Genomic DNA, 23,989 nt, shown 5'->3' on the forward strand with positions numbered 1-23,989 from the left:
ATAGTTAAAGCATATATCTAGCATAGTTAAAGCATAGATGAAGCATAGATATAGTTACGTTTGTATAGTTATTTAACAATAAGGATGTACATTTAACTGCTTCGCAATTGATCAAGCTTCCCCATTCAAAGACCTGATCCGTCCCAAAATATCTTCCATCGAATAAGCTGCTATCCCCCGGTATCCTTCCGGTAAATTCAAACCGCTTACACTGAGCATCAATCCTTCTGATTCCAGGTAAATCAACAGATCTGCCAGTTGATTTATCCAACCGGCCAATTGCATAACCTCACTGATGGGTTTCAGACAGGTGAGTTCTCCGTTTGCCCGGTCATACTTTGAAAATACAGTTTCCGGTTCCAAACAAATCATTGTTTGTGGGATCTCCACCAAAACAAGTGGAATTGCGGCTCTTTTTGCTTTCCTCAGCATAGAAGCACTTAACAAGTGTTCTGATTTACGGTATGTAAGACTGTAATAGTCTTTGCCTGATGAAATTCCGATATGCGGAGGAATCTTATCTGCATTCCAGATCCAGATAAACGTTTTTTGAAGCACTTGTTCCGGAAGTTCCCGGCTGATTGATTGAAAGTCAAATTTGGACATCCACTCTCCCTTTAAATACAGCTACTGCAGGGCCAATCAGCCAAATATCCGTGAATCGCGAATTTTCTCTTTTAAACTTTACCGAAAGATTACCGCCCTGAGATTTTACCTGGTATTCAACCTGACCTTCTACCCGATTTTTCTCTCCCAAAGCCAGGGCTGCAGCGGTAACACCGGTCCCGCAACTCAGCGTTTCATCTTCTACACCACGTTCGTAAGTTTTGATCTCAAACGAATGATCATCAAGTTGGTGAATGGCATTGACGTTGATACCTTCTTCTTTGTACCGCTCCGAATAACGAATCTGCTTGCCATAAGCCACAATATCGAAATCAGCCACGTTTTCCGTGAAATGAATAAAATGAGGAGAACCTGTATTCAACACAAATTCCTGCTGAGAACTATCGATTTCCGCTACATCATTCATTTTTAAAAATACCAAGCCCTCTTTTTTCTCTGCCGTATGAGCTCCGTCAATTGCCATAAACGAAACAGAATCTGCTGTAATACCCAATTCATGAGCAAAAGCAACCGAACAACGGGCGCCATTCCCGCAAAAGCTTTTGGATCCGTCCGAATTGTAATAATCCACTTCAAAGTCGTAAGACGGAAGTGAATTGATTTTTATCAGACCATCCGCACCGATCCCGAACCTGCGATCACACAACTGCCGAATGGTAGAAACCGACAGATTATCCCATTCACCCGAACGATTATCAATCAGTATAAAATCATTCCCCGTTCCCTGATATTTTACAAAATGTAAATCCATATATCCTTTGCTATGATTGAGTTACAAGCAAAAAAGGCTTAACAATCTTTAACAGCACAAAAGTAACAATCATCACCTGAATACTGTTATAATTGCGTAGAAATTTAGCATAAACTAATTTAATATCATGAACAACTCATTGAAATACCTAGGACTAGGAATTGCAGGCGGGATGATTCCATTTGCCTTCGGTTTCTTTTTATCTAACAACTATGATACTCCTCTTTCTGAACAGGTAATTGATGGTAATCGTTTGGCAAAGACTGTATCTTACAATGGAATGCCCGTTGAAGGCGCTTCGTTTGTTGAAGCATCTGAAAACACGATTAACTCGGTGGTCCATGTTACGACTAAAGTAGTTCGGACTCAGGTTCAGCGGGATCCTTTCTATGAATTCTTTTACGGACCGGGAACTGGCGGGCGCGAATTCAAACAATACGGAAGTGGTTCCGGATCCGGAGTGATCGTTTCCAGTGAAGGATATATCGTAACCAATAATCATGTGATCCAGGACGCTTCGGAAATTGAAGTGATTTTGAACGATAACTCAAAATATACTGCAACAGTGATCGGAACGGATCCGTCAACAGATATTGCCGTATTGAAAATAGATGCTCCCGGATTAAGACCGATCAGCATTGGAAACAGTGACGATCTTCGTGTCGGGGAATGGGTACTGGCAGTTGGTAATCCATTCAATCTGACTTCAACTGTTACTGCCGGAATCGTCAGTGCAAAAGCAAGAAACATCAACTTACTTTCCGACAGAACAAGCAACACAAACGTCCCTATTGAATCCTTCATTCAAACAGATGCAGCAGTAAACCCCGGGAACTCCGGTGGTGCTTTGGTTAACACAAAAGGCGAATTAATCGGGATCAACACTGCAATAGCTTCTCAAACTGGTTCTTATTCCGGTTATAGCTTTGCCGTACCGGTGAATTTGGTTAACAAAGTGATGCGTGACATTATCGACTTCGGAATTGTCCAAAGAGCTTATTTGGGTGTTCAGATCGCAGACATCAATCAGGAAATCAAAGTGAAGAACAGTTTGCCTTCCACAAGAGGAGTATTTATTTCTGCAGTTACTGAAGATGGTGGAGCTGATAAAGCTGGTGTGAAGAAAAACTGGGTAATCCTGAAAGTCGGATCCAGAGAGGTGAATTCGGTTGCTTCCTTGCAGGAAGAGATCGGTAAACGCAGACCTGGCGACAAAGTGAACCTTACGTTGCGCACAGAAGACGGAACTGAAGTGATCAAAGAAATCCTTTTGAGATCTGTTGATGGCGAAACCGCTTTGAAATCAAAGGAAGAAATGAGCAAGACAACAGCACTTGGAGCAACCTTTACTGAGTTAACTGCCAAAGAGAAAAAGGAATTGAATTTAAGCTACGGGGTAAAAGTCAAAGCCCTGGAGCCCGGGAAACTGAAATCAAGCGGACTTACCGAAGGAGATATCATCACAAAAATCAACCAGACTCAGATTGAATCGGTTGAACAGCTTACCCGGGTGCTTAACAGTACCAAAGGAGGAATACTCCTCGAAATTGTCTCAGAGAGCGGCAAAAAAGAATATGTTGGCTTCGGTTTATAGCTGAAAACAATCCAAAGTGTTCAAAAAGGTTCAAAATGAAATCCCTTTTAACTTTTTTAACTCTTTGAATCAATTGAACTTCCGAAAGGAAAGTCAATGAATTCGGGATGGTTTAAATGAAAAATGTTAAGGCATGGTTTTTGAGAGGTGAGAATCTCCCAAAAATCTGCCTTTTTTATTTGGAAATCACTCCCATTTCGTCGTAACTTTGCACCCAGATTTTCATTAATCTATTAAAACAACGGAGTTCATTACATGAGACAACTTAAGATTACAAAATCGATTACCAATCGCGAGAGCCAGTCATTAGACAAGTATCTTCAAGACATTGGTAAAGAAGAGCTAATCACCGCCGAAGAAGAAGTAGAATTGGCGCGTAAAATCAAACAAGGCGATCAAAGAGCATTAGAGAAATTAACTCGTGCAAATTTACGTTTCGTCGTGTCTGTAGCAAAACAGTATCAAAATCAAGGATTAACATTACCCGATCTTATTAACGAAGGGAATTTAGGTTTGATCAAGGCTGCACAGAAATTTGATGAGACGCGTGGATTTAAATTCATCTCCTATGCCGTATGGTGGATTCGTCAATCAATCTTACAGGCTTTAGCTGAACAAGCACGTATTGTACGTTTACCATTAAACCAGGTTGGTTCTTTAAATAAAATCAATAAGGCATTTTCAAGACTGGAACAAGAATTCGAAAGACCTCCTTCAGCAGAAGAATTAGCAGAGGCTTTGGAAGTTCCGGAAGATAAAATTAAAGAAAGCTTAAATGTTTCCGGTCGTCACGTATCTATGGATGCTCCTCTTTCTTCTTCTGAAGACGGTGGTACATTGATGGATGTTATGGCAAACTTGGATTCACCAAAAGCAGACCACGCATTGATGGCGGAATCTCTTCAAAGAGAGATCGAGCGTTCATTGAGCACTTTAACAGATAAAGAACGTGAGATCATTCGTCTATTCTTCGGAATCGGAATGAATCACGGTTTAACCCTGGAAGAGATCGGTGCCAAATTTAACCTGACACGTGAACGTGTTCGACAAATTAAGGAGAAGGCAATACGACGCCTTCGACACACTTCTCGAAATAAGTTATTGAAAGCATATTTAGGATAAGAAAAAAGGCTGTCTGCTAACGCGGGCGGCCTTTTTTGCTTTATACACATGCTAAATCATTGAAAATTAAACAAGAAGTCAGCCACGGCTGATCGATAAATGATCCACGGCAGTGGATTGAACATAAATTAAATAAATATACACTTTAGATGGAAGCTGCATTGGGCTATGAAAAAGAGTTAAACATGCACGTTCAAAAAGAACGCGCTGCTGTAAAATTGTCAAGTCACGTAGGTGAATTGCTTTACGACAAGGGAGTCGAATTGGTTTTGTTCCGTAATCACCTTACAGACATTACTATTTCAGAGATTCTAAACTTGCACGAGTATGCAAAGAATGTAGTAAAAAAACCTATTGACATTGAAACAACAGCTGCTTTGGCGGAAGAATTGTTGAAAATGGATTTGGCTCCTGCCAAAATTGACATCGGTAAATTATCCAGTGAGTGGATTGCTGAAGGAAGTGCATTCGATACCAAAGCATCTTTCCTTTCTGCTAAATTGGGTAAATTCTCAAGTGCTTCCGGATCCGTTGAGCCAAGAGACGTAGTCTTATATGGTTTTGGACGTATCGGACGTTTAGCTGCCCGCGAGTTGATCAAACAGGCAGGTAAAGGTCAGCAATTGCGCTTGCGTGCTATCGTAACACGTGGTGCCAGCGATAAAGATATCGTTAAACGTGCTGCATTATTGCGTTCTGATTCTGTTCACGGTGCTTTCAGAGGAAGTGTGGTAGAAGATTTGGAAAACAAAACCTTGATCATCAACGGACAAATCGTTCATATGATCGACGCTTCAAATCCTGAAGATGTTGATTATACGAAATATGGAATTGACAACGCATTGGTTATCGATAATACCGGTGTTTACACAAACCGGGAGGCTTTATCCAAACATTTGGCAGCAAAAGGTGTTTCTAAAGTTCTTTTAACTGCTCCGGGGAAAGAAATTCCAAACGTAGTTTACGGTATTAACCAGGGAACATTGGATGTGGAGAGTGAAACGATTTATTCTGCTGCTTCTTGTACAACTAATGCAATCTCCCCTATTTTGAAGGTGGTAAATGACGCTTTCGGAATTGTTAAAGGCCATATCGAAACGGTTCACGCATATACCAATGACCAAAACTTGTTGGATAACATGCATAAATCTTCCCGTAGAGGACGTTCTGCTGCTATCAATATGGTAATCACATCAACAGGAGCCGGAGCTGCCGTAACGAAAGTTATCCCGGATCTGAAGGATAAATTAACTGCGAATGCGGTGCGTGTACCTACTCCAAACGGTTCATTGGCAATTCTTTCTTTGGAATTGAAAAAAGGAACAACAATCGAAGATGTGAACAATGTGGTAAGAACTGCTTCTTTGGAAGGAGATCTTGTAAACCAGATCTTTTACTCTTACGATCCTGAATTGGTGTCAAGTGATATTATCGGAAATACATGCTGTTCAGTTTATGACTCGCATGCAACGATCGTGTCTTTGGACGGTAAGAACGTAGTTCTATATACCTGGTATGATAACGAGTTCGGATATACAAAACAGGTAATTCGCCTGGCGAAACACATTACAAAGGTTCAGCGTTTGATTTATTATTAGTCGTTAACCAAAAATAATGTAGGGACGTGATTCATTACGTCCCTACTATTTTTAACGATCACTGGATCTCCGTATGGAAATCCAATTCAATATCCGTTTCTCCTACATCACATTGCCCCGTTTTAATTCCCGGCTGATGTCTCAATCGAATAGTGGCAGTTCCCGTAGAAGCAGCTCCAAGAACCCATTGACTTGTAATTCCAATAGGTAAATTGTTTGCATCCAGATCAGTGCGTGTAATAACTGCATTCAAGCCATTGGTCAAATCAAAACAAAATAAGTGATCCACCCCTTCTTCCTCTACCTCCACGGTAATATCTTCAGCCGGAATTAAACTTTCATTTAATAAGGTAATCGATGCATTGTAAGTTGCATTTGCAACCAGGCGAATGGTATCAAACGCCGTAGGATTATTTCCTCCCGGACCATCTATGTCTACAAATTGTGCCTCCACATTAGGCAGAACCCCATTTGCATCGGTAAAAACAATTTTAAAAGTTGTAATCAGCTCTTCCTCATTCGGATTCGTCGGATTTGTTACTTCCTTTTTCTTTTCTTTTTTACAAGCTGTCAGTGCAATACACACTACGCTTAAAATCATCACTAACTTTTTCATTTTTTTTAAGTTTAGATCCTGACATTATAGTCTGGACTGTTTTTTAATAATTGAAAATGGAACCAACACTTTAATTGTCCAGTTCCTTCCTGATTCATCAGTAAAATACCTGAATCGGTTCATGTAATCCCGGTAACTTAAATTTGTGAGATTGGAGCATGCAAGAACTACCTGCAAATTTTCTCCGCTGTTCATTTTTTTAATAATTCCGGCTTGTGCACTCAGCAAGTCATATCCTTTCGGAGGACTTGCATAATCTGAATTATCCACATACCTCTTTTGTTTAAATACGTCCATTAATTCAACTTCCACGAAACAATTCAGTTTATTGCCGGTTCCCAATGTTGAAAAGCGCAAACGCTGGGTAATTCGGTTGGATGGCATTCCGTATAAAAACTGATTGTTTCTTAAATCTGTTCCCAATAACAAGTTTCCCTGAAACTGGTACGAAACATGTTTTCCAATCGGAACCTCTATACTTCCATTCAAACCGTATATCTGCGTATTAGACTGTACATAGCGAAAGACCGGAAATGCACCGATGATTGTCAGCATGGGAGGAAGTGAAGGCTGCAGGTTGATGTAACCATCGAAATAATTGTAAAAAACGGAGACATCCACTTTTGCAATATGCGACTTGTACTGAACACCCAGCTGCGAGTTGTAAACGATCTCTTTCTTTAGCTGTGCATCACCGATTTCGATTGAGGCTGCTCCATGATGCAATCCATTGCTGTACAATTCATTAATGGAAGGAGGTCTCCAGGCTGTCCCCAGGTTCATTCGCACAATCCAATGATGCCCCAAAAGTCTCGAAATACCGGCTGAAGCACTGGGATTTTGAAACTGCTTTACCGGCTTTGTCAATACATCTTCCTCATAAATAAATACCTGTAATTTGGAATAATCATAACGCAGCCCGAAGTCAAACAGCCACTTTTCATTCTCGTAAACTCCTAAATAATAAGCTCCTGCCTGTAGTTTTTTAAAGTTTGGAATGAAGAACCTTCCTGAATACGCATTGCTTTGCTCCAAACCAGAAACACCGAATACACTTTTGAATCGGTCGGAATGTTTGATTTGGGTTTTTATGTCCAGCGAGTTGGTCCAAAGGTTTAATTCAAAGGCAGGTAAATTCAGAGCTGCTATACTGTCATTGTATGCTTTGTGTAAATCGTATTCCTGTCTCAGGTTAAACTGATACCCGTAAACGAGACTTGTACTGATCTTTTTATTCCAGTTGTAAACCAGGTGAACTTTACTCAGATCATGCTGAACCAATTGCTTCGGATTTTCCAAGTTGTAAGTAAAAGATCCCGTATCCTTTGGTGTTGAAGATGTAAATGCCACATTCAAATCAGATAAATTACCAATGTGCGAACCTGTGAATATTCCCAGGTTGGTAGAATACTTCGTATAGAACAAATCTATTTCAAGTTTCTCCCCCTTATAACCAAGAGCAGCACTGTAACTGTATTCATTGGAAGCCGTATTCCTGATCCAATAGTTCGGAGCTTTTTGTGTTCCGTTGATCCTTCCTGTTCCGTGAACCCGGTATGCCCACTTCCCTGATTTCATAAATGATCCTGCAATCAAGCCTGAGACTCCGCCACCGCGTCCATTACTGTTTCCATTCAGCTTGACCCAACCGGCAGTATTTTTATGATAGCGAAGTTCGTCAGGAGAAACTAAGATCACTCCACCAATTGCGTCTGTTCCGTACTGCAAACCGGATGCTCCCTGGATAACTGTTAAATTCCCCGCTAAATTCGGATCGATCTCCGGCGCGTGTTCACTACCCCATTGTTGTCCCTCCTGGCGGATGCCATTATTTACGATTACCAGCCGGTTACTGTGCATTCCGTTTATTACCGGCTTCACAATGGATGATCCTGTACTTAAACTACTCACACCCGGAAAACGAATCAGCTGTTCCCCCAGGGTATTTCCCTTTATCTTACTGATGTCATTTGTCTTCAGGGTCATTGATTCCTGGGATTCTCTCGGAAAATGATAAGCCTCTATCAACAATTCATCCAGTTCAACCTGGTGTGTTTCTACTTTAAAGACAATTAATCCTGCATTTGGCACTGTGATCTCCAAATCCATTGGTTCACAACCAAAATGAGGAACACAGCGCAATGTAAAACGCCCGGCGCACAACCCGGAAAACAGGAAAACTCCGTTTGAATCCGTTTGGATGGTATTTGTTTGAATCGAAACCCGTGCAAAAGGAATCAATTCATTTGTATGAATATCTCTTACTTCACCACGAACTGAATAATCACAATTTTGTGAATATGACAGTACGGAGCAGCAAATGAATACTCCTAGTAAATAAACTTTCATGAAATGTGAATGATGTTAACTAAACTCGAAAGTCATCAGCATCAGATACTGATTTTAGATCCAAACATCAAGGGTGGTCCGCGAAGCGATAAAGGAGTGTCTTTTACCGGTAACTCAGAACAACTATAATCTGTAAAAAGAAAATCAAATGAAACTTCCCAACTCGTTATTGCACTTGGTGCATGATTAAAAAGCAGTGGAATCTGAAGATCGCAAAGCGCACATTTTTCGAATCCCTGCTTAAAGGTTAATCCATCTGAAGGGTCGCTTGTATGTTTTGCCGTATGGTTATGAGCAAGCGCATGCCAGTTGTTTATCGGAACCAGGAAGCCCAGAAAACCAACCAGTAAGAGGGAAGAAAGAATCCGCACCAATGATTTACTCATGGAACAAAAGTAAACTAAATGCAATCAAATTGCAATAAGGATTTGAAAAATATTTTTGAAGATATGGCTTACTTTCTCAATCCGTTCTGTTTCAAACACTTCATAACCTTCTTATCGTGTTTGGCCCGTTCTTCCGGAGTGGTATTGGGAGTGGTAAGCAATTCTTTACATTTATTATCTACATGTTCCCAGCGAGCCATCAATTTTTCCTCCTGCTTGGCGGTCATTCCCCCTTTTTCGAAAGCATCGTTGATTGAATCATGCGCGATCACACAAGTACAAAAATCCCATTGCTCTCCGTACTTCTTTACAATCTTTTCATGATTCTCCTTCATTTCAACTGAAACAGATTTTTTCTCAGTCGCTGTATCTTTAAGAACAGTCGTTAAATCGTCTTTTTTTGTAATGGTATCTGCAATGGTTTCTACCTGACAATCTTTGCATTCTTCATTGGAACCACAGGAAACGACAAATAAACCAAGGAACAAGAATTGAAAATATATTCGTTTTTTCATAAGGTTGAGTTACAGGCAAATATAAAAATAATGTCCTGAAGGGCAAGATTTAATTATTAACTCAAATTGACATATCAAGAGTCCAGATCTAATATTCAGGAAAAGGAATCAAAACAATGGTATACTTGTAGGAATTATTTTTTGGTTTGAGTACAATCCTTTTGCGGGATATGCTGACGATTTCAAAAACCAAATCTTTCTTGTTTCCTGAAAACCCGAATTCATTTTTAGCTTCATCCAACCAAAAAGACTTTTTAACTCCTGGTTTTGTCCCCAAGGTTTTTAAAGTATGGAAGTATGCATTCCGGGATTCGTGAAAAACGATTATTTCTTTGTATTCGATCTGAAGGGGTGTATAATCTTTATCTCCGTCCAATTGTTTGTCGACAAGCCAGACTTTTGAAGAATTGTCATGAATTAAAATGTAACGGTCAATCGGTTCAATACTTGTATCACCACAAGAACTCAGTATTAAAAGCAGAAATAAAAATAAACGGGTAAATTTCATCTTACTTTTTAATATGCGTTTCTATTAAAAGATCATATCATTCTTATCCAATATTTTCTTAATCTCAACTCCCATCGAATCAATGAATTCAGCTCTTACTCTTCTCGGAACATCTTCATCAATCACTTCGCAGTTTACGTAATTGTACTTCCCTTCTTTCCACTTAAACAAGCAATTATAATACGTGATATTTCCATTGACATTATCAGGAAAACGGATTACCAGATCATTATAACCGGAAGCAGATTTACGCTCTTCGATCAAATTTCCGTTGAAACCGTTCAATTTGACAAGCACATCGTTCTCCCTCTCAAAAATCAATAACCTTCTTAACGGAAACCCGTTCACGCCCGCTTTTATTAGCAATTTGAAACCATCCTTTAAAGGAGTCTGGTCATTCAATTTAAAGAATCGAAAGAAATTTGGACTACAGGATGGGTGTTCGGGATCATCGTCAGAAACAGCCTTCGGGTCGCAAATATGCAGTTCTTTTAATAATTCAGTCTCAACCTTTGACTTAAAGGAGTTTTCATTAAAGTTTGTACTGATTGTCTGATCAACTACTTTCTCCTTTCCGGCGGAATGTCTTGGTTCAATTGAAATCTCGTCATCTGCCTCATCATCACAAGACATAAATAAAAAGAAAACAGGAAGGATGTATAAGAATCTTAGTTTCATGTGAATGTTTACCAATTAATGAAAGATTTTGGCTGATGTTACAAATGCTTCTGAGAATCGGGTATTATCCACTCCGGTTTCAATTCCCTTTTCTTTAAACCAGTCGAGCATTCGTTCTGTAGGCATATTTCCAGTTAATTCATCCGCAGCCATCGGGCAACCTCCATAACCTTTAATTGCACCTTCAAAATAACGGCACCCGCCTTCGTAAGCTGCCTGGGTCAGTTTACTTGCATTTTGCGGCACAGTATGTAAATGGGCACTGATTTGAATATCCGTAAATTCAGCTGAAGTAGTTGAAAATACCTGTTTAACCAATTCCGGTGATGCTATCCCGATCGTATCAGACAAGGAAAGCCTGGAAACTTCAAACAGCTGTGTCAATCGTTCAGACCAGGTAGCAATCAGATCAGGAGACCAGGCATCCCCATAAGGATTCCCAAAACCCATTGACAAATAAAGCGCCAGCTCTTTATCTTCCTTATGGCAAATATTTGCGATGGCCTCTACCCTTTTTAAGGATTCTTCAATTGTTGCATTTGTATTTCTCAATTGGAATGTTTCGGAAATACTGAACGGATAGGCTAAATAATGAATCCGTTCGAATCTGGAAGCCTCTTCCGCTCCTCTTTCATTCACAATAATGGCCGATAATTTTGTTTCGCTCTCGTCTAATCCTTCCAGTACGGTTGCCGTATCCTGCATTTGAGGAATTGCTTTGTGTGAAACGAAACTTCCAAAATCCAAGGTATCAAAACCGCATTTCAATAAGTGGTTCAAATAATTGATCTTATCGGAAGTTTCAATCCAATCTTTGATTCCCTGCATAGCGTCTCTGGGACATTCTGTAATAAAAACGCGATTATCCATGTGCAATTTTCTTTCGTTCTTTTAACACCGCTTTATTGATTCGCTTCACCAAAGCCGGGCCTTCATAAATAAACCCGGAATAAATCTGAACCAGGCTTGCACCTGCCCGTAATTTTTCAAGCGCATCTTCAGCTGAATAGATTCCTCCTACTCCGATAATTGGAAATCCACCATTCGATTTTTGGAACAAATAGCTGATAACCTCTGTAGCTCTGGCTGTTAAAGGCTTACCAGAAACTCCCCCCGCACCTATCGCCTCAACTTCGGCACTTGAAGTTACTAAATTCCCTCGTTCAATAGTCGTGTTTGTAGCAATTACTCCGGCAATTTTGGTTTCATTAACGATGTCAACAATATCATCTAACTGAGAATCAGTTAAATCGGGTGCAATCTTCAGGAAAATTGGTTTTGAAGAACTTACTTTTGTTCGTTCATCCATAAGTGTCTGAAGCAGTTTGGTAAGCGGCTCCTTATCCTGGAGCTCTCTCAAATTGGGTGTATTCGGAGAAGAAACATTGACTACAAAATAATCAACATGTGGTTCCAGTGCGTGATAACATGCGAGATAATCCGAAATTGCATCTTCATTCGGTGTCACTTTATTTTTCCCGATATTCCCTCCGATAATACAGGCCGGATTCAATTTCTTCAAGCGCTCTACGATCACCTCTGCTCCGTCATTATTGAATCCCATGCGGTTAATAATGGCTTTATCTTCCAATAAGCGAAACAAACGGGGCTTTGGATTTCCGTCCTGACCTACAGGAGTTACCGTTCCGATTTCAACAAACCCAAAGCCACAAGCGGCAAGTTCATTGATCCTTAACGCGTTCTTATCGAACCCGGCTGCCAATCCGACAGGATTCGGGAACTTAATCCCGGCAACGTTCGTTTCCAGTAAGGGGTTCTTAATACAGTAAATGGATTTCCAAATGGGCTTTACCAAAGGCACTTTCAGCCAAAAGCCAAGTAGTCTGAAGGTAAAATAGTGAACTTTTTCGGGGTCAAACTTAAAGAGAAACCATCTCAACAAAGGGTACATTCTATCAATTTGTACCAAAGGTAAAAACACAAAACGAGCTTATCAATAGACAAACTCGTTTTGTTAAAAGAATTTTAAAACTTAGCTTAGAACTTCGCTCTGTAACGGCGTTTTCCGAACTTCATCGGTCCACCTCCCGAAGCAGATCTGTATGTAATATTTCTTGTTACCATGATGTTCACATATAGGAAAGCATCTTTTTGCTTATCACCTCTCTGGCTACCCGGCTCAAATGCCGAAGGATTATTTGAAGGATTAGATAAATATGCCGCCTGAGGTCCGTAACTTGCCCCGATAATAGCCGGATCGTAGTATTCGCCGTGCACATCATCGATATAATCCGAGAATGTTTTCACATAAGTTGCTTCCAATCCTACTCTCCACATGCGATTGATCCCCATTCTGAATCCGACTCCCAAAGGAACAGTCGCAGTAATGCGTTTGTATTCAGCCGGACCACCGGGAAGTCCCTGTCCTTCAGTATGCATGCCTTGTAAGGCTACCCAACCGCCTTGATACAAAGCTTTCGGGTTATAATACATTACACCGATACCTGCTATCAAATACAATTGTTCGTTGTGATCGGAAAAACCTCTTAATCCGGGAATATTGTATCTGCGACCAATTTTCTCATTCGCCAATACGATAATCTCAAATCGCTGACTCAACATCACGAAAAACGAACGGAAATTCAGGTTTCTCATGTTCCGGATCGGTTCAGCCGTCAAAGCATCATTCCCGCGCAGCATTCCCAAATTAACCATGGTAGAAGTTGCGTAATAAGGATGAAAACGGTATCTGTAAGATAATGAGCCTCCGAAATGAGTTGAATTAAAATCGATATCTTTCAAACTATAATCGGTACCGATTTGATTAGCACCTCCCAAGTCTCCTAAAAAACTAGTTGCGCCAAGACCGATTGAAATTTCTTTCTTATTCATAGCCCAATTTCGCTGTGTATTGAAATTTGAACTTTGCGCAAAAGAAATTGTCGAAACTATAGATAAAATAGTTAGAGTTGTATACTTCATTCTAAAAATTTATGTTGTAGTAGAATTCCACGGCGCTAAATTAAGATTTTTAAATAACAGCGACCTAAAAATTTTGTTGCTTTTTTTTAAATAGGCACTGTTAATGAATAAGTAAGCTGTTTTATTGAATGATTTTTAACAAAAAGAAACCAATTCATGAAAAAAGGGGACCTCGATCCGCTCGAATTCAAGCAGTAATATCTTCTTAAGAAATATTCTTTTAAAATTTCCAATGCTTCTTTTTATTTCATCTGAAATTGATTCATTCAGTGGTCTTTTCAACTCTACTACTTACCTTCCGGAAGAAGATTTGTAGGTAATATTTCTGGTGATCATTATGTTCAGATAAAGGAAAGCATCGTTTTGTTTTCCGCCTCTCCTGCTCCCCGGATTAAAGGCTTCAGGAGTAGTTGAAGGATTTGACAAATATGCAGCTTGCGGTCCGTAATTTGCCTCAATAACAGCCGGATCGTAGTATTCGCCGTGAACATCATCGATGTAATCAGAGAATGTTTTTACGTAAGTTGCTTCCAAACCAAATCTCCACAGACGATTGATCCCCATTCGGAATCCTATTCCCAGAGGCACTGTTGCAGTAATGCGCTTGTATTCAGCCGGACCACCTGGAAGCCCCTGCCCTTCCGTATGCATGTCCCGCAATGTAACCCATTCCCCATCATACAAAGCTTTCGGGTTGTAATACATCGCACCGATACCCGCAATCAAATACAATTGTTCGTTGTGATCCGTAAATCTTCTTAATCCTGGAATATTGTAGCTGCCGCCAATTCTCTCATTGGCCAATACAATAATCTCAAATCGCTGACTCACCATCCCGAAAAACGAACGAAAGCTTAGGTTCCGCATATTCCTGACACGTTCAGCCGTCAATGCATCACTTCCGCTTAACATTCCTGCATTGACCATGGTCGAAGTTGCGAAAAAGGGATGGAAGCGATACCTGTAAGAAAAAGAACCACCCGTTAATGTTGAATTAAAATCAATATCTCTCAAGCTATAATCGGAACCTATCCTGTCGGAACCTCCCAAGTCTCCTAAAAAACTGGTTACACCAAGCCCGATTGAAATTTCGTGCTTATTCATGGCCCAGTTTCGCTGTGAATTGAAATTTAAACTTTGCGTAAAAGAAATCGCAGGAATCAGGGATGCAAGTATTAGAGCCGTATAATTCATAGTAAAAAATTAACATTGTAAAGTGCTTCCTAACAATAATTTAAGATTTTAAATGACAGCTTCCTAAAAAATTAGTTGTTTTTATTCAAACAGAGACTGTGGACGAGCAAGTGACTTGTTTTAGCGAATGGAATTTTAACAAAAAATCAATTCAATAAAAAAGGTCTTTCAAATTGAAAGACCTTCTCTTTTTTTAAGCTGCGTATCTGACTAAGAAGTATTCTCTTAGTTTTTCCAATGCACGGAACGTTTTCACTTTTGCATTGTTTTCTGTAATACCAATTGATTCACCGATTTCTTTAAAGCTTAGCTGTTCAAAAAATCGCATCTCAATCAATTTTAACTGTTCTTCTTTTAACTTCTGCATTGCTGCCAAAAGTAAAGACTGGTTGTGCTCAAATTCCTGATTATCAAAAAACAAGGTGTCGAAAGTTGGAATCTGAACATGTTCCATTGAAACAGTTCTGTTCGACTGCATTTCCCGATAACTCTGGTACAATTCGCTCTTAGCTATTCGATAAAGCCAGGAACCGAAAGGTACTCCCCGGTCTTCATACTTCGCTAAATTCTTAATCGCCTTGATAAAAACCTGGGAAGCCACATCGTGTGCCTGCTCGGGGTCTTCCATGCGTTGTTTCAGATAGCGAAGTATTGCATCATAATACTTGCGGTACAAAGGTTCGAATCTTGCCGGATCCTCCTTTGCCTGCATCACCCATACTTGCTCCTCCTGGAGCAGTTCCGGTGACTGGTGGAAATAGACATTAATTGCCATGGTATATTTGGATTTTGGGTTTGCATAATTTGCATTTGGGTATAACTAATATAACGGGATATTTTTCAATATATTATCAAATATTGAATTATCGAGCTTTTTTTTAACAGTTTTTCGACGAATAAGCCAATTAGTCCTATCAATTAAGTAGAACTATAAGTTAATACGCTTGAGAAGTGTCGGTCAGTGTTTTCAAAAACAATTCCAATTGTCTGATTTCCAATTTATTTAATCGGAAGGGTTTGATGATCGGTGATTTATTTGGGAAAGCCTTTCCGCCTTTGGAATAGTGAAGAATTACTTCTCTTAGGGTGCGCATGCTTCCATCGTGCATGTATGGAGCGGTAAGTGATACATTCCGCAAGCTTGGAACCTTAAAAGTACCTCTCTCCTTTTCCAATCCGCGAATACGGAATCTTCCCTGGTCTGTTCCATAATCAGAATAAAGTCCGTTGCTAACAACCCGGTAGTCGGTGAAGTTAGACCCGGTGTGACATTTCGTACAATAGAGTTTTTCCGAAAATAAAACCCATCCGGCAATTTCATCGGGGCTGAGAACTCCCTTCACTCCTGCCCTGTACCAGTCGAATTTACTGTTTTGACTAATTAAGGACCGTTCATAAGTACTGATTGCCCGCGTGATTACATAAGCATCCAGTTCGCGATTAAAAACGGATCTTGCCAAACGCCGGTATTCAGAATCTTTTGAAAGCTTTTGGAGAACTTCCTTCATTGAACTTCCCATCTCCAGGTGATCCTGAATAGGAACAAGAACTTGCTCTTCAAGAGTTTTCACTTCCCCGTCGTACATGTAGCTTGTGAAGTAAGAACTGTTTAGCAGACTGGGAGCATTTCGCAGGGCAGTTACTCCGTTTACTCCTTTGCTCTTCGGCAAACCATCTGTGAAGGCTTTATTCGGTTGATGGCAGCTTGCACAGGAGATTTGATCGTTTTTCGATAAGCGTTTATCAAAAAACAGCTTTCTGCCAAACTCAATTTTCTCTGCTGTAATCGGATTGTCTTCAGGAAAAGGAATTTTTCCAAGCACATAATTTTCCTCCGGATCAGAACATCGCAAGCCGATTGCCAAAACCGGAAGAAGCACTATAAACAAATACCGATTGAATTTCATAACACTTAATTTCTAAGATACTATGAAACAGGGAAACAGGAAACTCATTTTTTTCTTACTATATAAAGCGTTTCATTTTTAGCGATTCTGTAACGCTCAATTTCTTCATTCGGAATCGGATTATCTGCAAAAGCAATTTCCACTTCAAAGCCTGCTTTTTCAAGCCATTGAGGATAATCTCTTCCAAACAGCCGGACATGGTCCTTCTGCCAAAAGTGCTTTTCACGATCTTCCGGAGATGTGATACTCCAGTCCTCGTAAGTTTCTTCCCTGTTCATATCCTGAGGCACCTGCATAATTCCCCAGGCTCCGGGAGCCATCACACGGTACAATTCTTTCATGCACTTTAATGCGTCATCTACATGTTCCATTACGTGATTGCAGAACACCACATCAAAACGGTTATCTTCCAGGGGAATCTGGTGCAGATCAAAATGAAGATCAGCTATCGGGGAAACTAAATCTCCCGTTAAATACTCCAGGTTTTTTTGATTCTTAAACTTTTTATGAAAACACTGCTCTGGCGCAATGTGAAGAACCTTTAATTTATCAGCAGTAAAGAAATTGCTTTCTCTTTTTAGATAGAGCCACATCAACCGGTGTCTTTCCAAAGTCAGATCATATGGACAAAGTACATTTTCACGATGCGAGACATTAGAACCGTAGGATAAAAACTTTCTGAATTTTCGTTCACATACCGGACATTCGACCTTATCTCCCTTGTAAATCAACGGCGCAAAAAGCTTAAATACGTAGCTTAAACGGATTAAAAGCGGCCTTGGCAATTTGTTCAGAAGAAACTTATAAGCTTTTTTCATGAAAACAAAGTTAATAAACTAGCGCATCCGACCTGCAATTCTTAAAAGACTTCTTTTAAATTTGTAATATGAAGAATTTTCTCCGATTACTTTCATTGTTCTCATTTACTCCATTTATCGTGAATTCACAAAGCCAGTCAGTTACTCCAATTGCCAAGGAAATTCCAAAAGAATTGATCAAACACAATCATGTCAGAATTGATCCGTATTTCTGGATGAACGAGCGCGATTCAAAACCTGTATTGGATTATATCGCTGAAGAAAATAATTATTCAAAAGCATTCTTTGATCGAAAACAGGACCTGGTAAACACTTTTTTGAAGGAATTCGATGAGCGCATCAATCCTGAAGAAACAAGTGCACCGTTTGAGATCCAGGGGAAAACCTACCAATGGAGACAAATAAAGGATAAAGATTATAAGCAACTGATTCTTATTGAAGGAAAGAAGGAAACAATCTTTATTGATGAAAACGAATTGGCGAAAGGTCACGAATATTACTCGCTCGGAGATTTTTCTATTTCACCGGATAATCAACTGCTTGCTTTTTCGCAGGATAAAATCGGGCGACGTAATTATATTATATCGTTTAGGGAAAATAATTCGGGAAAAATACTGAAAGAACAGATTCCCAATACAGACGGAAGCATTCTTTGGGCAAATGACAACAAAACGGTTTTTTACGTAAAGAAAGATCCTACTACTCTCCGTGAATTCCAGGTTTACAAACATGTTCTCGGAACCTCTCATTCAAAAGACGAATTGCTTTTCGAAGAAAAAGATGAACGTTTTGCGGTTTATATCACTAAGACATTAGACAAAAAACTCATCCTGATCCATACCGTGAGCAGCACCAGTTCCGAAACATGGATGATCGAAGCCGACAGACCTTCTGAAAAAGCAGTGTGCTTTCTGAAAAGAGAAAAGGATCATTTGTATGAAATTCACCACCACGAAACCGGTTTTTATGTTCTTACAAATAAGAACAGCCCGAACAGAAAATTGGTATTCTCCAAATCCGTTCCCAATTCCATAGAAGATTGCAACATCCTGATTGCGCACGACAAAGATGTTTATCTTGAAGAAGCTGAAGTTTTTCAAAGCTTTCTGGCCGTCCAATCGCGGAAAATGGGAAGAACTGAAATCTCAGTCGGCAGTTTGGATGCAAGCAATTTCTCCAAAATATCCATGCCGGAAGAAGTATATGAACTGAATTTCAGCTTCAATGAAAATTATGCATCGAAAGTGGTGAATTATCATTACACTTCCTTCACTAACCCGAGTTCGATTTACAAATACAATGTAGAAAACAAATCAACTCAGTTATTCTTCCAGAAAACACTGATCGATAAGAACTTCCGCTCTTCCAATTATGTTTCCGCACGAATCTGGGCCACTGCAAACGACGGTCAAAAGATTCCCATCTCAATCGTTTATAAAAAAGGGATTGATTTGAAGAAAGCACCTCTTTTGCTTTACGGCTACGGAAGTTACGGTGTTACCATCCCGGCTGCATTTTCTGCCACACGTTTAAGCTTGCTTGACAGAGGATTTGTTTATGCGGTAGCTCATATCCGGGGTGGAAAGTTTCTCGGTGAAAACTGGTACCAGGACGGGAAATTGAATCACAAGAAAAATACATTCACCGATTTTATCAATGCTGCCGAATGGCTGGCAATGAAAGGATATTGCGATCCGAACTCCATGTATGCCCAGGGCGGAAGTGCCGGAGGTTTATTAATGGGGGCAGTAAGTAATATGGCGCCTTACCTGTTTAAAGGAATGATTGCCCAGGTAGCGTTCGTAGATGTTGTAACGACTATGCTGGATGAAAGTATTCCGTTAACTGTCGGGGAATACGAAGAATGGGGAAACCCAAATGAAGAAGAATCTTATTGGTATATGCTGAGTTATTCTCCTTACGATCACGTAAAGAAAATGGATTACCCGGCAATGCTTATTACGACCGGATATCATGATTCCCAGGTTCAGTACTGGGAGCCTTTGAAATGGGTTGCCAAACTTAGAAAACACAACACCGGCTCAGCTCCTATCCTCTTTGACTGCACCATGAGTGCGGGTCATGGCGGTGGTTCCGGAAGATCGACAGAGCGATTAGAAGTTGCAAAAGAATTTGCATTTTTGTGTGAGATACAAGGTATAATTAATGAGTAGGATTTATATTCTCATATTATTTTTAAGTGTTTTTACATCTGCGGTTTACAGTCAGGATGCAGATTCGCTTCCTTATCAAAGGTACCGGACAAGATTGGTCTTGTATTCTGATTTCGGATGGAGCACTGCACCGATGTCTATTGCCTATCCCTTCAGCCAGGGAATGAAAAGCGTGAAATACCGGAATAATTTCAATCCTGTATTGGGCTTCGGATTTTCCTACAAGTGGATGTCACTGCGATTTGGTGTAACCCTTCCTAATTCGGTCCGATCAAAGAAGAAATTCGGGAAAACGCAATACTACGATCTTGGTTTTGACTTTAGTTTCAAGAACATGTATTTCGATGTGAATGCCCATATTTACCAAGGGTATGCTATGAAACGCGCTTACAGGTGGAATGATACAATTACTCCCGACAATCCCAATCTGATCCGGGAAGATATCAGTGCAGCCAGTTTTTCCATTAATTCCTGGCAATTCTTCCGAAATGAATTCAAAATGTCTGCTTTCAAAGGAAAAACCGCTTCTTATCACAGGGATGTAAGGACGTTTTACTTAAAATACACCATGAATTATCACGGTGTTTCCTCCAATCAATCATTACTTCCGATAGAACTTCAAGACACAAGCGAAAGCAAAACCTCTTCCAATCTCATCGCTGCTTTTGATGTGGGAGTTGTGCCCGGTTATGCCTATGTCCGCAGATGGCGGATGTTCCAACTTGGAATTATGGGTGGTTTAGGACTGGTACTTCAATCGAAGATCTACACCTTTGAGGGTACAACAAGAAGTTTCCTGGGACTCGCACCCCGCATAGATATCAAACTGGTCGGCGGAATCAATAAGCCCAGGTACTTCATTATGTTTGTCACGGATTTTGATAATAAGTCCATTGCCTTTAACGATTTCACCTATAAACAAACCTTTTACAATCTGAAGCTGGTTGGAGGGTTGCGTTTAAATGTGACTAAGAAAAAAGAACAGCGCGAAGCGGAGGAGAAAAAAGCGAAGGAAGGATTAAAATAATTCCGAATTACGTCCCAATAGCTATCGGGATTATTTTTCCAAAAAAGCCCGTAAAATCGTTTGTTAAATTTCATTACAAAAGTCGCTCTATCTACGCTCTATAGTCGCTCTATCCACACGCTATCTATTCTTTACCTAGTTTAAGCAGGATTATATAATTATTCCAAAGTTATTCATTTTACATTTCTGAGAAGTTTTCAGATACCAAGGCCTCTGATGTATCGGGAGAGGTTTCAAGATTAAATTTTCTTCAAATAGATGGAGGACTAATGTGGAAATGAAGTAAAATCGCCACTAAATCCTTCACACTCGCATACTATATATTTCCTTTGGCTTTTCCGTCTTGTGAGACGGAGCCTCAGTCTTCGTCAGCTATCGCTGACTCTTATCCAGCTCCGTTAGGAAAACCTCTAATTTTTCAACCGTAACGTGCTGCATCACTACAATTTTGAACCAGGAAGGTTTAGTGTGATCATCCGGGACCAAACCAAATTGACTCGCTAAGGCGGGTGAAATCTGGTATGCATTTATTGTAATGATATTCGATAAGGGTGCACGGAAATACTGAATTCCGCGTTTATTGAGTTGTTTAGCCAGCCAGGACGTTCGCTGCTCCAAAATCGAGCACTTCTCAAACCATTCATGTCTGCCATAAGCTGCGAAAATTAACCAAACCGCTATGGCGTTGGCGCCCGATCGGCTTCCTGATATCGTACAATCCGCACCTACAACATACGAAGCTGCATCTGTTTGTGCGTACTTCATCCAATCCTTCCGAATGAGGAAAATTCCTGTTCCGTAGGGTGCCTGAAGCATTTTATGTGCATCCATTGTAAAGGAATTCACTTCCGGATGCAGGAAATTAATCCGGTTGTTATCATCAACGATCGGAGCATAAAAACCACCGTAAGCCGCATCAATGTGTATTTTAAACTGAAATCCGTGGTTCTTCATTAACCCGGCATAAACATCCACATCATCGATCGAACCAAACATGGTTGTCATCATATTACTCACAACAACACTATATTTTACCCCACCCTCTTTCAGAGCAAGCAGTTTTTCATTTGCCTTCTGCAGATCAATTTTGCGGGTTTCTTGATCTACCGGCAGCAAGACACAATGCACATTGAACATATCTCCGGCTTTTTGCATACTATAGTGACTGTCTTCGCTGCATACCACTGCAATTTCGGATAGATCCGCCTGGTGCATCTGCATAAAATAGTTCCGATAGATCCATACGGCCTGTAAATTTGCTTCTGTTCCCCCGGTGGCCATATATCCATCAATACTGTTCGGTTCTGCGCATAAAATATTTTCGGCACAAATACGTATTACTTCGCGTTCCAAGACATGTGTTCCTTCAAAGTAAGATTCGGAATTACCCAGGGTATGGCAACCGATATGATTCGGATTTTGAACCAAGGTAGAAAGATAGGGTGCTTCACGAACAAAACTGATCTCTGCCGAAAAGACTTTCGGATCCAGGTAAGTTCCAGGAATTCCCAGCACAGACCCACTCCTGTAATCCACATTGTTCTTTAAGGCATCAAAAACACGTTGCCTGGCTTCACTTTCCGATTTTCGTTTCCACTCCATAGCATTCTTTTGCCACAAAGTTTGGATTAAAAAAAGTACCGGACACTGATTAGGATCAGCATATTTGATTTTTCACTTTTTTGATTGAGAATGAAATTTTTCGCACTGGTTACCAGATATGCTTTTGGCTTTCGGAGAGTATCCTAAACGGAAATGTTCGAGTGTTAAAAATTAGTACAAATATCGAGATAAGTACTGGATAGATACGAAATAAATACGGAGTAAAATGGTTTGGAATTATTCCGAAGGATTAATTATTTACCAGGTCCGAAACAGGAACCTTCCAGGAATGCTTCCACTCACCTACAGTCATCACCATGTTATTGTAGACCATGGCATCCCGATCCAGCTTATCTAATTCAGCATAAGAGGTAAAGAATTCCTGCTCGCCGTTATCAACCAGCATTTTCAAGCGATTAAAAAACGAAAGCCCTAATTCTTTCTCGAGGTGTTTTATGAAACGCACCGAACTATCAATCGAGCAGCCTGAAGCATTTGCCTGATCCTCGTTCACAACCAGAATCAAATGATAATCACCCAAAACCGCACCATATGCATTCAGCTTGGCACCATGTGCGGCCCACTCAGTAAGAAACGGGGGAAGAACTTCTTCAATCCACGCTTTTTCGGTGGCAGTCAGTTTACGGTCAGCCTGATAGCTCCATAAACGTGCATTATCCGGAAGTTGATCAAAAGGGATCATAATTCAGCTGCGTTTGCAATTAATTCAGCGACGTCGAGTACCTGGATCTCATGTTCTTTGTTGAAGTTTTTTACTCCATCCGTCATCATGGTATTGCAGAAAGGACAACCCGTTGCGATGATCGAAGCCTGAGTTTCCAAGGCGTCCTCCGTACGTTCTACGTTGACTTCCTTATTTCCTTTTTCAGCTTCTTTGAACATTTGAGCACCACCGGCACCACAGCATAAGCCATTGGTTTTGCAGCGTTTCATCTCCACCAACTCGGCATCCAGTTTTTCGATCAGTTCCCTCGGAGCTTCGTAAATATCATTTCCTCTTCCCAGGTAACACGGATCGTGAAAAGTAATTTTCTTACCCTTGAACATACCTCCGCCTTTCAGGGATAGTTTCCCGGTGTTGATCAATTCCTGGATCAGCTGTGTATGGTGAATTACTTCATATTTCCCTCCTAATTCGGGATATTCATTTTTCAAGGTATTGAAACAATGCGGGCATGCAGTAACAATTTTCTTTACTTCATAACCATCCAATACCTGGATGTTCATCATTGCCTGCATCTGGAATGTGAATTCATTTCCTGCACGCTTTGCCGGATCTCCGGTACATGATTCTTCCGCACCTAAAACTGCAAAATTCACTTTGCACTCATTCAAAATGCGAACCAGGGCCTTCGTGATCTTTTTTGCCCTGTCATCAAAACTACCTGAACAACCAACCCAAAACAGGATATCCGGGGTTTGTCCCTGCGCCATCATTTCGGCCATTGTTGGTACATGTAACGTGCTCATAATCTTATTCTGTTATTGTGCCTTCGACTCCCATTGACGCTTCGGTCAAGGTTTTCAACGCTAAGTCAGAGGTTCAAAGGTTCAAAAAG

The 23,989-nt window shown here is 40.4% G+C and carries 23 protein-coding genes; 5 read left to right on the forward strand and 18 right to left on the reverse strand.

The window, feature by feature from the left end; translation table 11 throughout:
- Nucleotides 1-111: 111 nt before the first annotated feature.
- Nucleotides 112-606: a hypothetical protein gene (locus K0S23_RS03395; protein WP_300354267.1), complete on the reverse strand. Its 495-nt coding sequence runs from the start codon at nt 604-606 to the stop codon at nt 112-114.
- Nucleotides 593-1,378, reverse strand: coding sequence for a diaminopimelate epimerase (dapF, locus tag K0S23_RS03400; RefSeq protein ID WP_300354269.1), 786 nt, complete (start codon nt 1,376-1,378; stop codon nt 593-595). Before dapF ends, K0S23_RS03395 begins: the two co-directional genes overlap by 14 nt.
- Nucleotides 1,379-1,505: 127 nt before the next feature.
- Between dapF and K0S23_RS03405 the strand changes: the two genes are divergently transcribed.
- The 3 genes from K0S23_RS03405 to K0S23_RS03415 all read left to right on the forward strand — a co-directional run bounded on the left by K0S23_RS03405 (nt 1,506) and on the right by K0S23_RS03415 (nt 5,692).
- On the forward strand, nt 1,506-2,972 hold the full coding sequence (locus tag K0S23_RS03405; RefSeq protein WP_300354271.1) for a trypsin-like peptidase domain-containing protein: 1,467 nt from the start codon (nt 1,506-1,508) through the stop codon (nt 2,970-2,972).
- Between the two features lie 255 nt (nt 2,973-3,227).
- On the forward strand, nt 3,228-4,094 hold the full coding sequence (locus K0S23_RS03410; RefSeq protein ID WP_300354273.1) for an RNA polymerase sigma factor RpoD/SigA: 867 nt from the start codon (nt 3,228-3,230) through the stop codon (nt 4,092-4,094).
- A gap of 149 nt (nt 4,095-4,243) precedes the next feature.
- A complete protein-coding gene (locus K0S23_RS03415) occupies nt 4,244-5,692 on the forward strand; it encodes a glyceraldehyde-3-phosphate dehydrogenase (RefSeq protein ID WP_300354275.1) in 1,449 nt (482 codons plus the stop codon).
- Between the two features lie 58 nt (nt 5,693-5,750).
- Here K0S23_RS03415 and K0S23_RS03420 read toward each other — a convergent pair whose 3' ends face one another.
- The 13 genes from K0S23_RS03420 to K0S23_RS03480 form a co-directional block, all read right to left on the reverse strand.
- On the reverse strand, nt 5,751-6,308 hold the full coding sequence (locus K0S23_RS03420) for a hypothetical protein (RefSeq protein ID WP_300354278.1): 558 nt from the start codon (nt 6,306-6,308) through the stop codon (nt 5,751-5,753).
- Nucleotides 6,309-6,332: 24 nt separating this feature from the next.
- Nucleotides 6,333-8,657, reverse strand: a complete 2,325-nt coding sequence (locus K0S23_RS03425) for a TonB-dependent receptor (RefSeq protein WP_300354281.1) — start codon at nt 8,655-8,657, stop codon at nt 6,333-6,335.
- Between the two features lie 41 nt (nt 8,658-8,698).
- The gene (locus K0S23_RS03430) at nt 8,699-9,043 is read right to left on the reverse strand and encodes a hypothetical protein (RefSeq protein ID WP_300354284.1); all 345 of its coding nucleotides are present in this window, start codon (nt 9,041-9,043) and stop codon (nt 8,699-8,701) included.
- 68 nt (nt 9,044-9,111) lie between these two features.
- On the reverse strand, nt 9,112-9,558 hold the full coding sequence (locus K0S23_RS03435; RefSeq protein WP_300354287.1) for a hypothetical protein: 447 nt from the start codon (nt 9,556-9,558) through the stop codon (nt 9,112-9,114).
- Nucleotides 9,559-9,646: 88 nt separating this feature from the next.
- On the reverse strand, nt 9,647-10,066 hold the full coding sequence (locus K0S23_RS03440) for a hypothetical protein (RefSeq protein WP_300354290.1): 420 nt from the start codon (nt 10,064-10,066) through the stop codon (nt 9,647-9,649).
- Nucleotides 10,067-10,090: 24 nt separating this feature from the next.
- The gene (locus K0S23_RS03445; protein ID WP_300354293.1) at nt 10,091-10,744 is read right to left on the reverse strand and encodes a hypothetical protein; all 654 of its coding nucleotides are present in this window, start codon (nt 10,742-10,744) and stop codon (nt 10,091-10,093) included.
- Nucleotides 10,745-10,759: 15 nt separating this feature from the next.
- Nucleotides 10,760-11,614, reverse strand: a complete 855-nt coding sequence (locus K0S23_RS03450) for a hydroxymethylglutaryl-CoA lyase (RefSeq protein WP_300354296.1) — start codon at nt 11,612-11,614, stop codon at nt 10,760-10,762.
- A complete protein-coding gene (locus tag K0S23_RS03455) occupies nt 11,607-12,656 on the reverse strand; it encodes a quinone-dependent dihydroorotate dehydrogenase (RefSeq protein ID WP_300354298.1) in 1,050 nt (349 codons plus the stop codon). The genes K0S23_RS03450 and K0S23_RS03455 overlap by 8 nt, the downstream gene beginning before the upstream one ends.
- 86 nt (nt 12,657-12,742) lie before the next feature.
- Nucleotides 12,743-13,597 (reverse strand): hypothetical protein, encoded by an 855-nt coding sequence (locus tag K0S23_RS03460; protein WP_300354300.1) that lies wholly within the window; start codon nt 13,595-13,597, stop codon nt 12,743-12,745.
- Nucleotides 13,598-13,978: 381 nt separating this feature from the next.
- Nucleotides 13,979-14,881, reverse strand: a complete 903-nt coding sequence (locus K0S23_RS03465; RefSeq protein ID WP_300354303.1) for a hypothetical protein — start codon at nt 14,879-14,881, stop codon at nt 13,979-13,981.
- Between the two features lie 193 nt (nt 14,882-15,074).
- Entirely contained in the window at nt 15,075-15,656 is a 582-nt protein-coding gene (locus K0S23_RS03470; RefSeq protein WP_300354306.1) for a sigma-70 family RNA polymerase sigma factor, read from the reverse strand.
- Nucleotides 15,657-15,816: 160 nt separating this feature from the next.
- Entirely contained in the window at nt 15,817-16,788 is a 972-nt protein-coding gene (locus K0S23_RS03475; protein ID WP_300354309.1) for a cytochrome c peroxidase, read from the reverse strand.
- A 44-nt stretch (nt 16,789-16,832) separates the two neighbouring features.
- Nucleotides 16,833-17,606, reverse strand: a complete 774-nt coding sequence (locus K0S23_RS03480) for a class I SAM-dependent methyltransferase (protein ID WP_300354311.1) — start codon at nt 17,604-17,606, stop codon at nt 16,833-16,835.
- A 68-nt stretch (nt 17,607-17,674) separates the two neighbouring features.
- On the opposite strand from K0S23_RS03480, the gene K0S23_RS03485 reads away from it, so the two are divergent.
- A complete protein-coding gene (locus tag K0S23_RS03485; RefSeq protein WP_300354313.1) occupies nt 17,675-19,780 on the forward strand; it encodes a S9 family peptidase in 2,106 nt (701 codons plus the stop codon).
- The gene (locus tag K0S23_RS03490) at nt 19,773-20,807 is read left to right on the forward strand and encodes a DUF4421 family protein (RefSeq protein WP_300354315.1); all 1,035 of its coding nucleotides are present in this window, start codon (nt 19,773-19,775) and stop codon (nt 20,805-20,807) included. The genes K0S23_RS03485 and K0S23_RS03490 overlap by 8 nt, the downstream gene beginning before the upstream one ends.
- A gap of 372 nt (nt 20,808-21,179) precedes the next feature.
- On the opposite strand, the gene K0S23_RS03495 is transcribed toward K0S23_RS03490, so the two are convergent.
- The 3 genes from K0S23_RS03495 to K0S23_RS03505 form a co-directional block, all read right to left on the reverse strand.
- The gene (locus K0S23_RS03495; protein WP_300354317.1) at nt 21,180-22,409 is read right to left on the reverse strand and encodes a pyridoxal-dependent decarboxylase; all 1,230 of its coding nucleotides are present in this window, start codon (nt 22,407-22,409) and stop codon (nt 21,180-21,182) included.
- 250 nt (nt 22,410-22,659) lie between these two features.
- A complete protein-coding gene (locus K0S23_RS03500; RefSeq protein ID WP_300354319.1) occupies nt 22,660-23,112 on the reverse strand; it encodes a hypothetical protein in 453 nt (150 codons plus the stop codon).
- Nucleotides 23,109-23,903 carry a (Fe-S)-binding protein gene (locus K0S23_RS03505; protein WP_300355353.1) on the reverse strand — a complete coding sequence of 265 codons (795 nt, stop codon included), beginning with the start codon at nt 23,901-23,903 and terminating at the stop codon, nt 23,109-23,111. Before K0S23_RS03505 ends, K0S23_RS03500 begins: the two co-directional genes overlap by 4 nt.
- Between the last annotated feature and the right edge of the window lie 86 nt (nt 23,904-23,989).

The organism is Fluviicola sp. (genome assembly GCF_029266855.1).
Classification (GTDB): domain Bacteria; phylum Bacteroidota; class Bacteroidia; order Flavobacteriales_D; family Crocinitomicaceae; genus Fluviicola.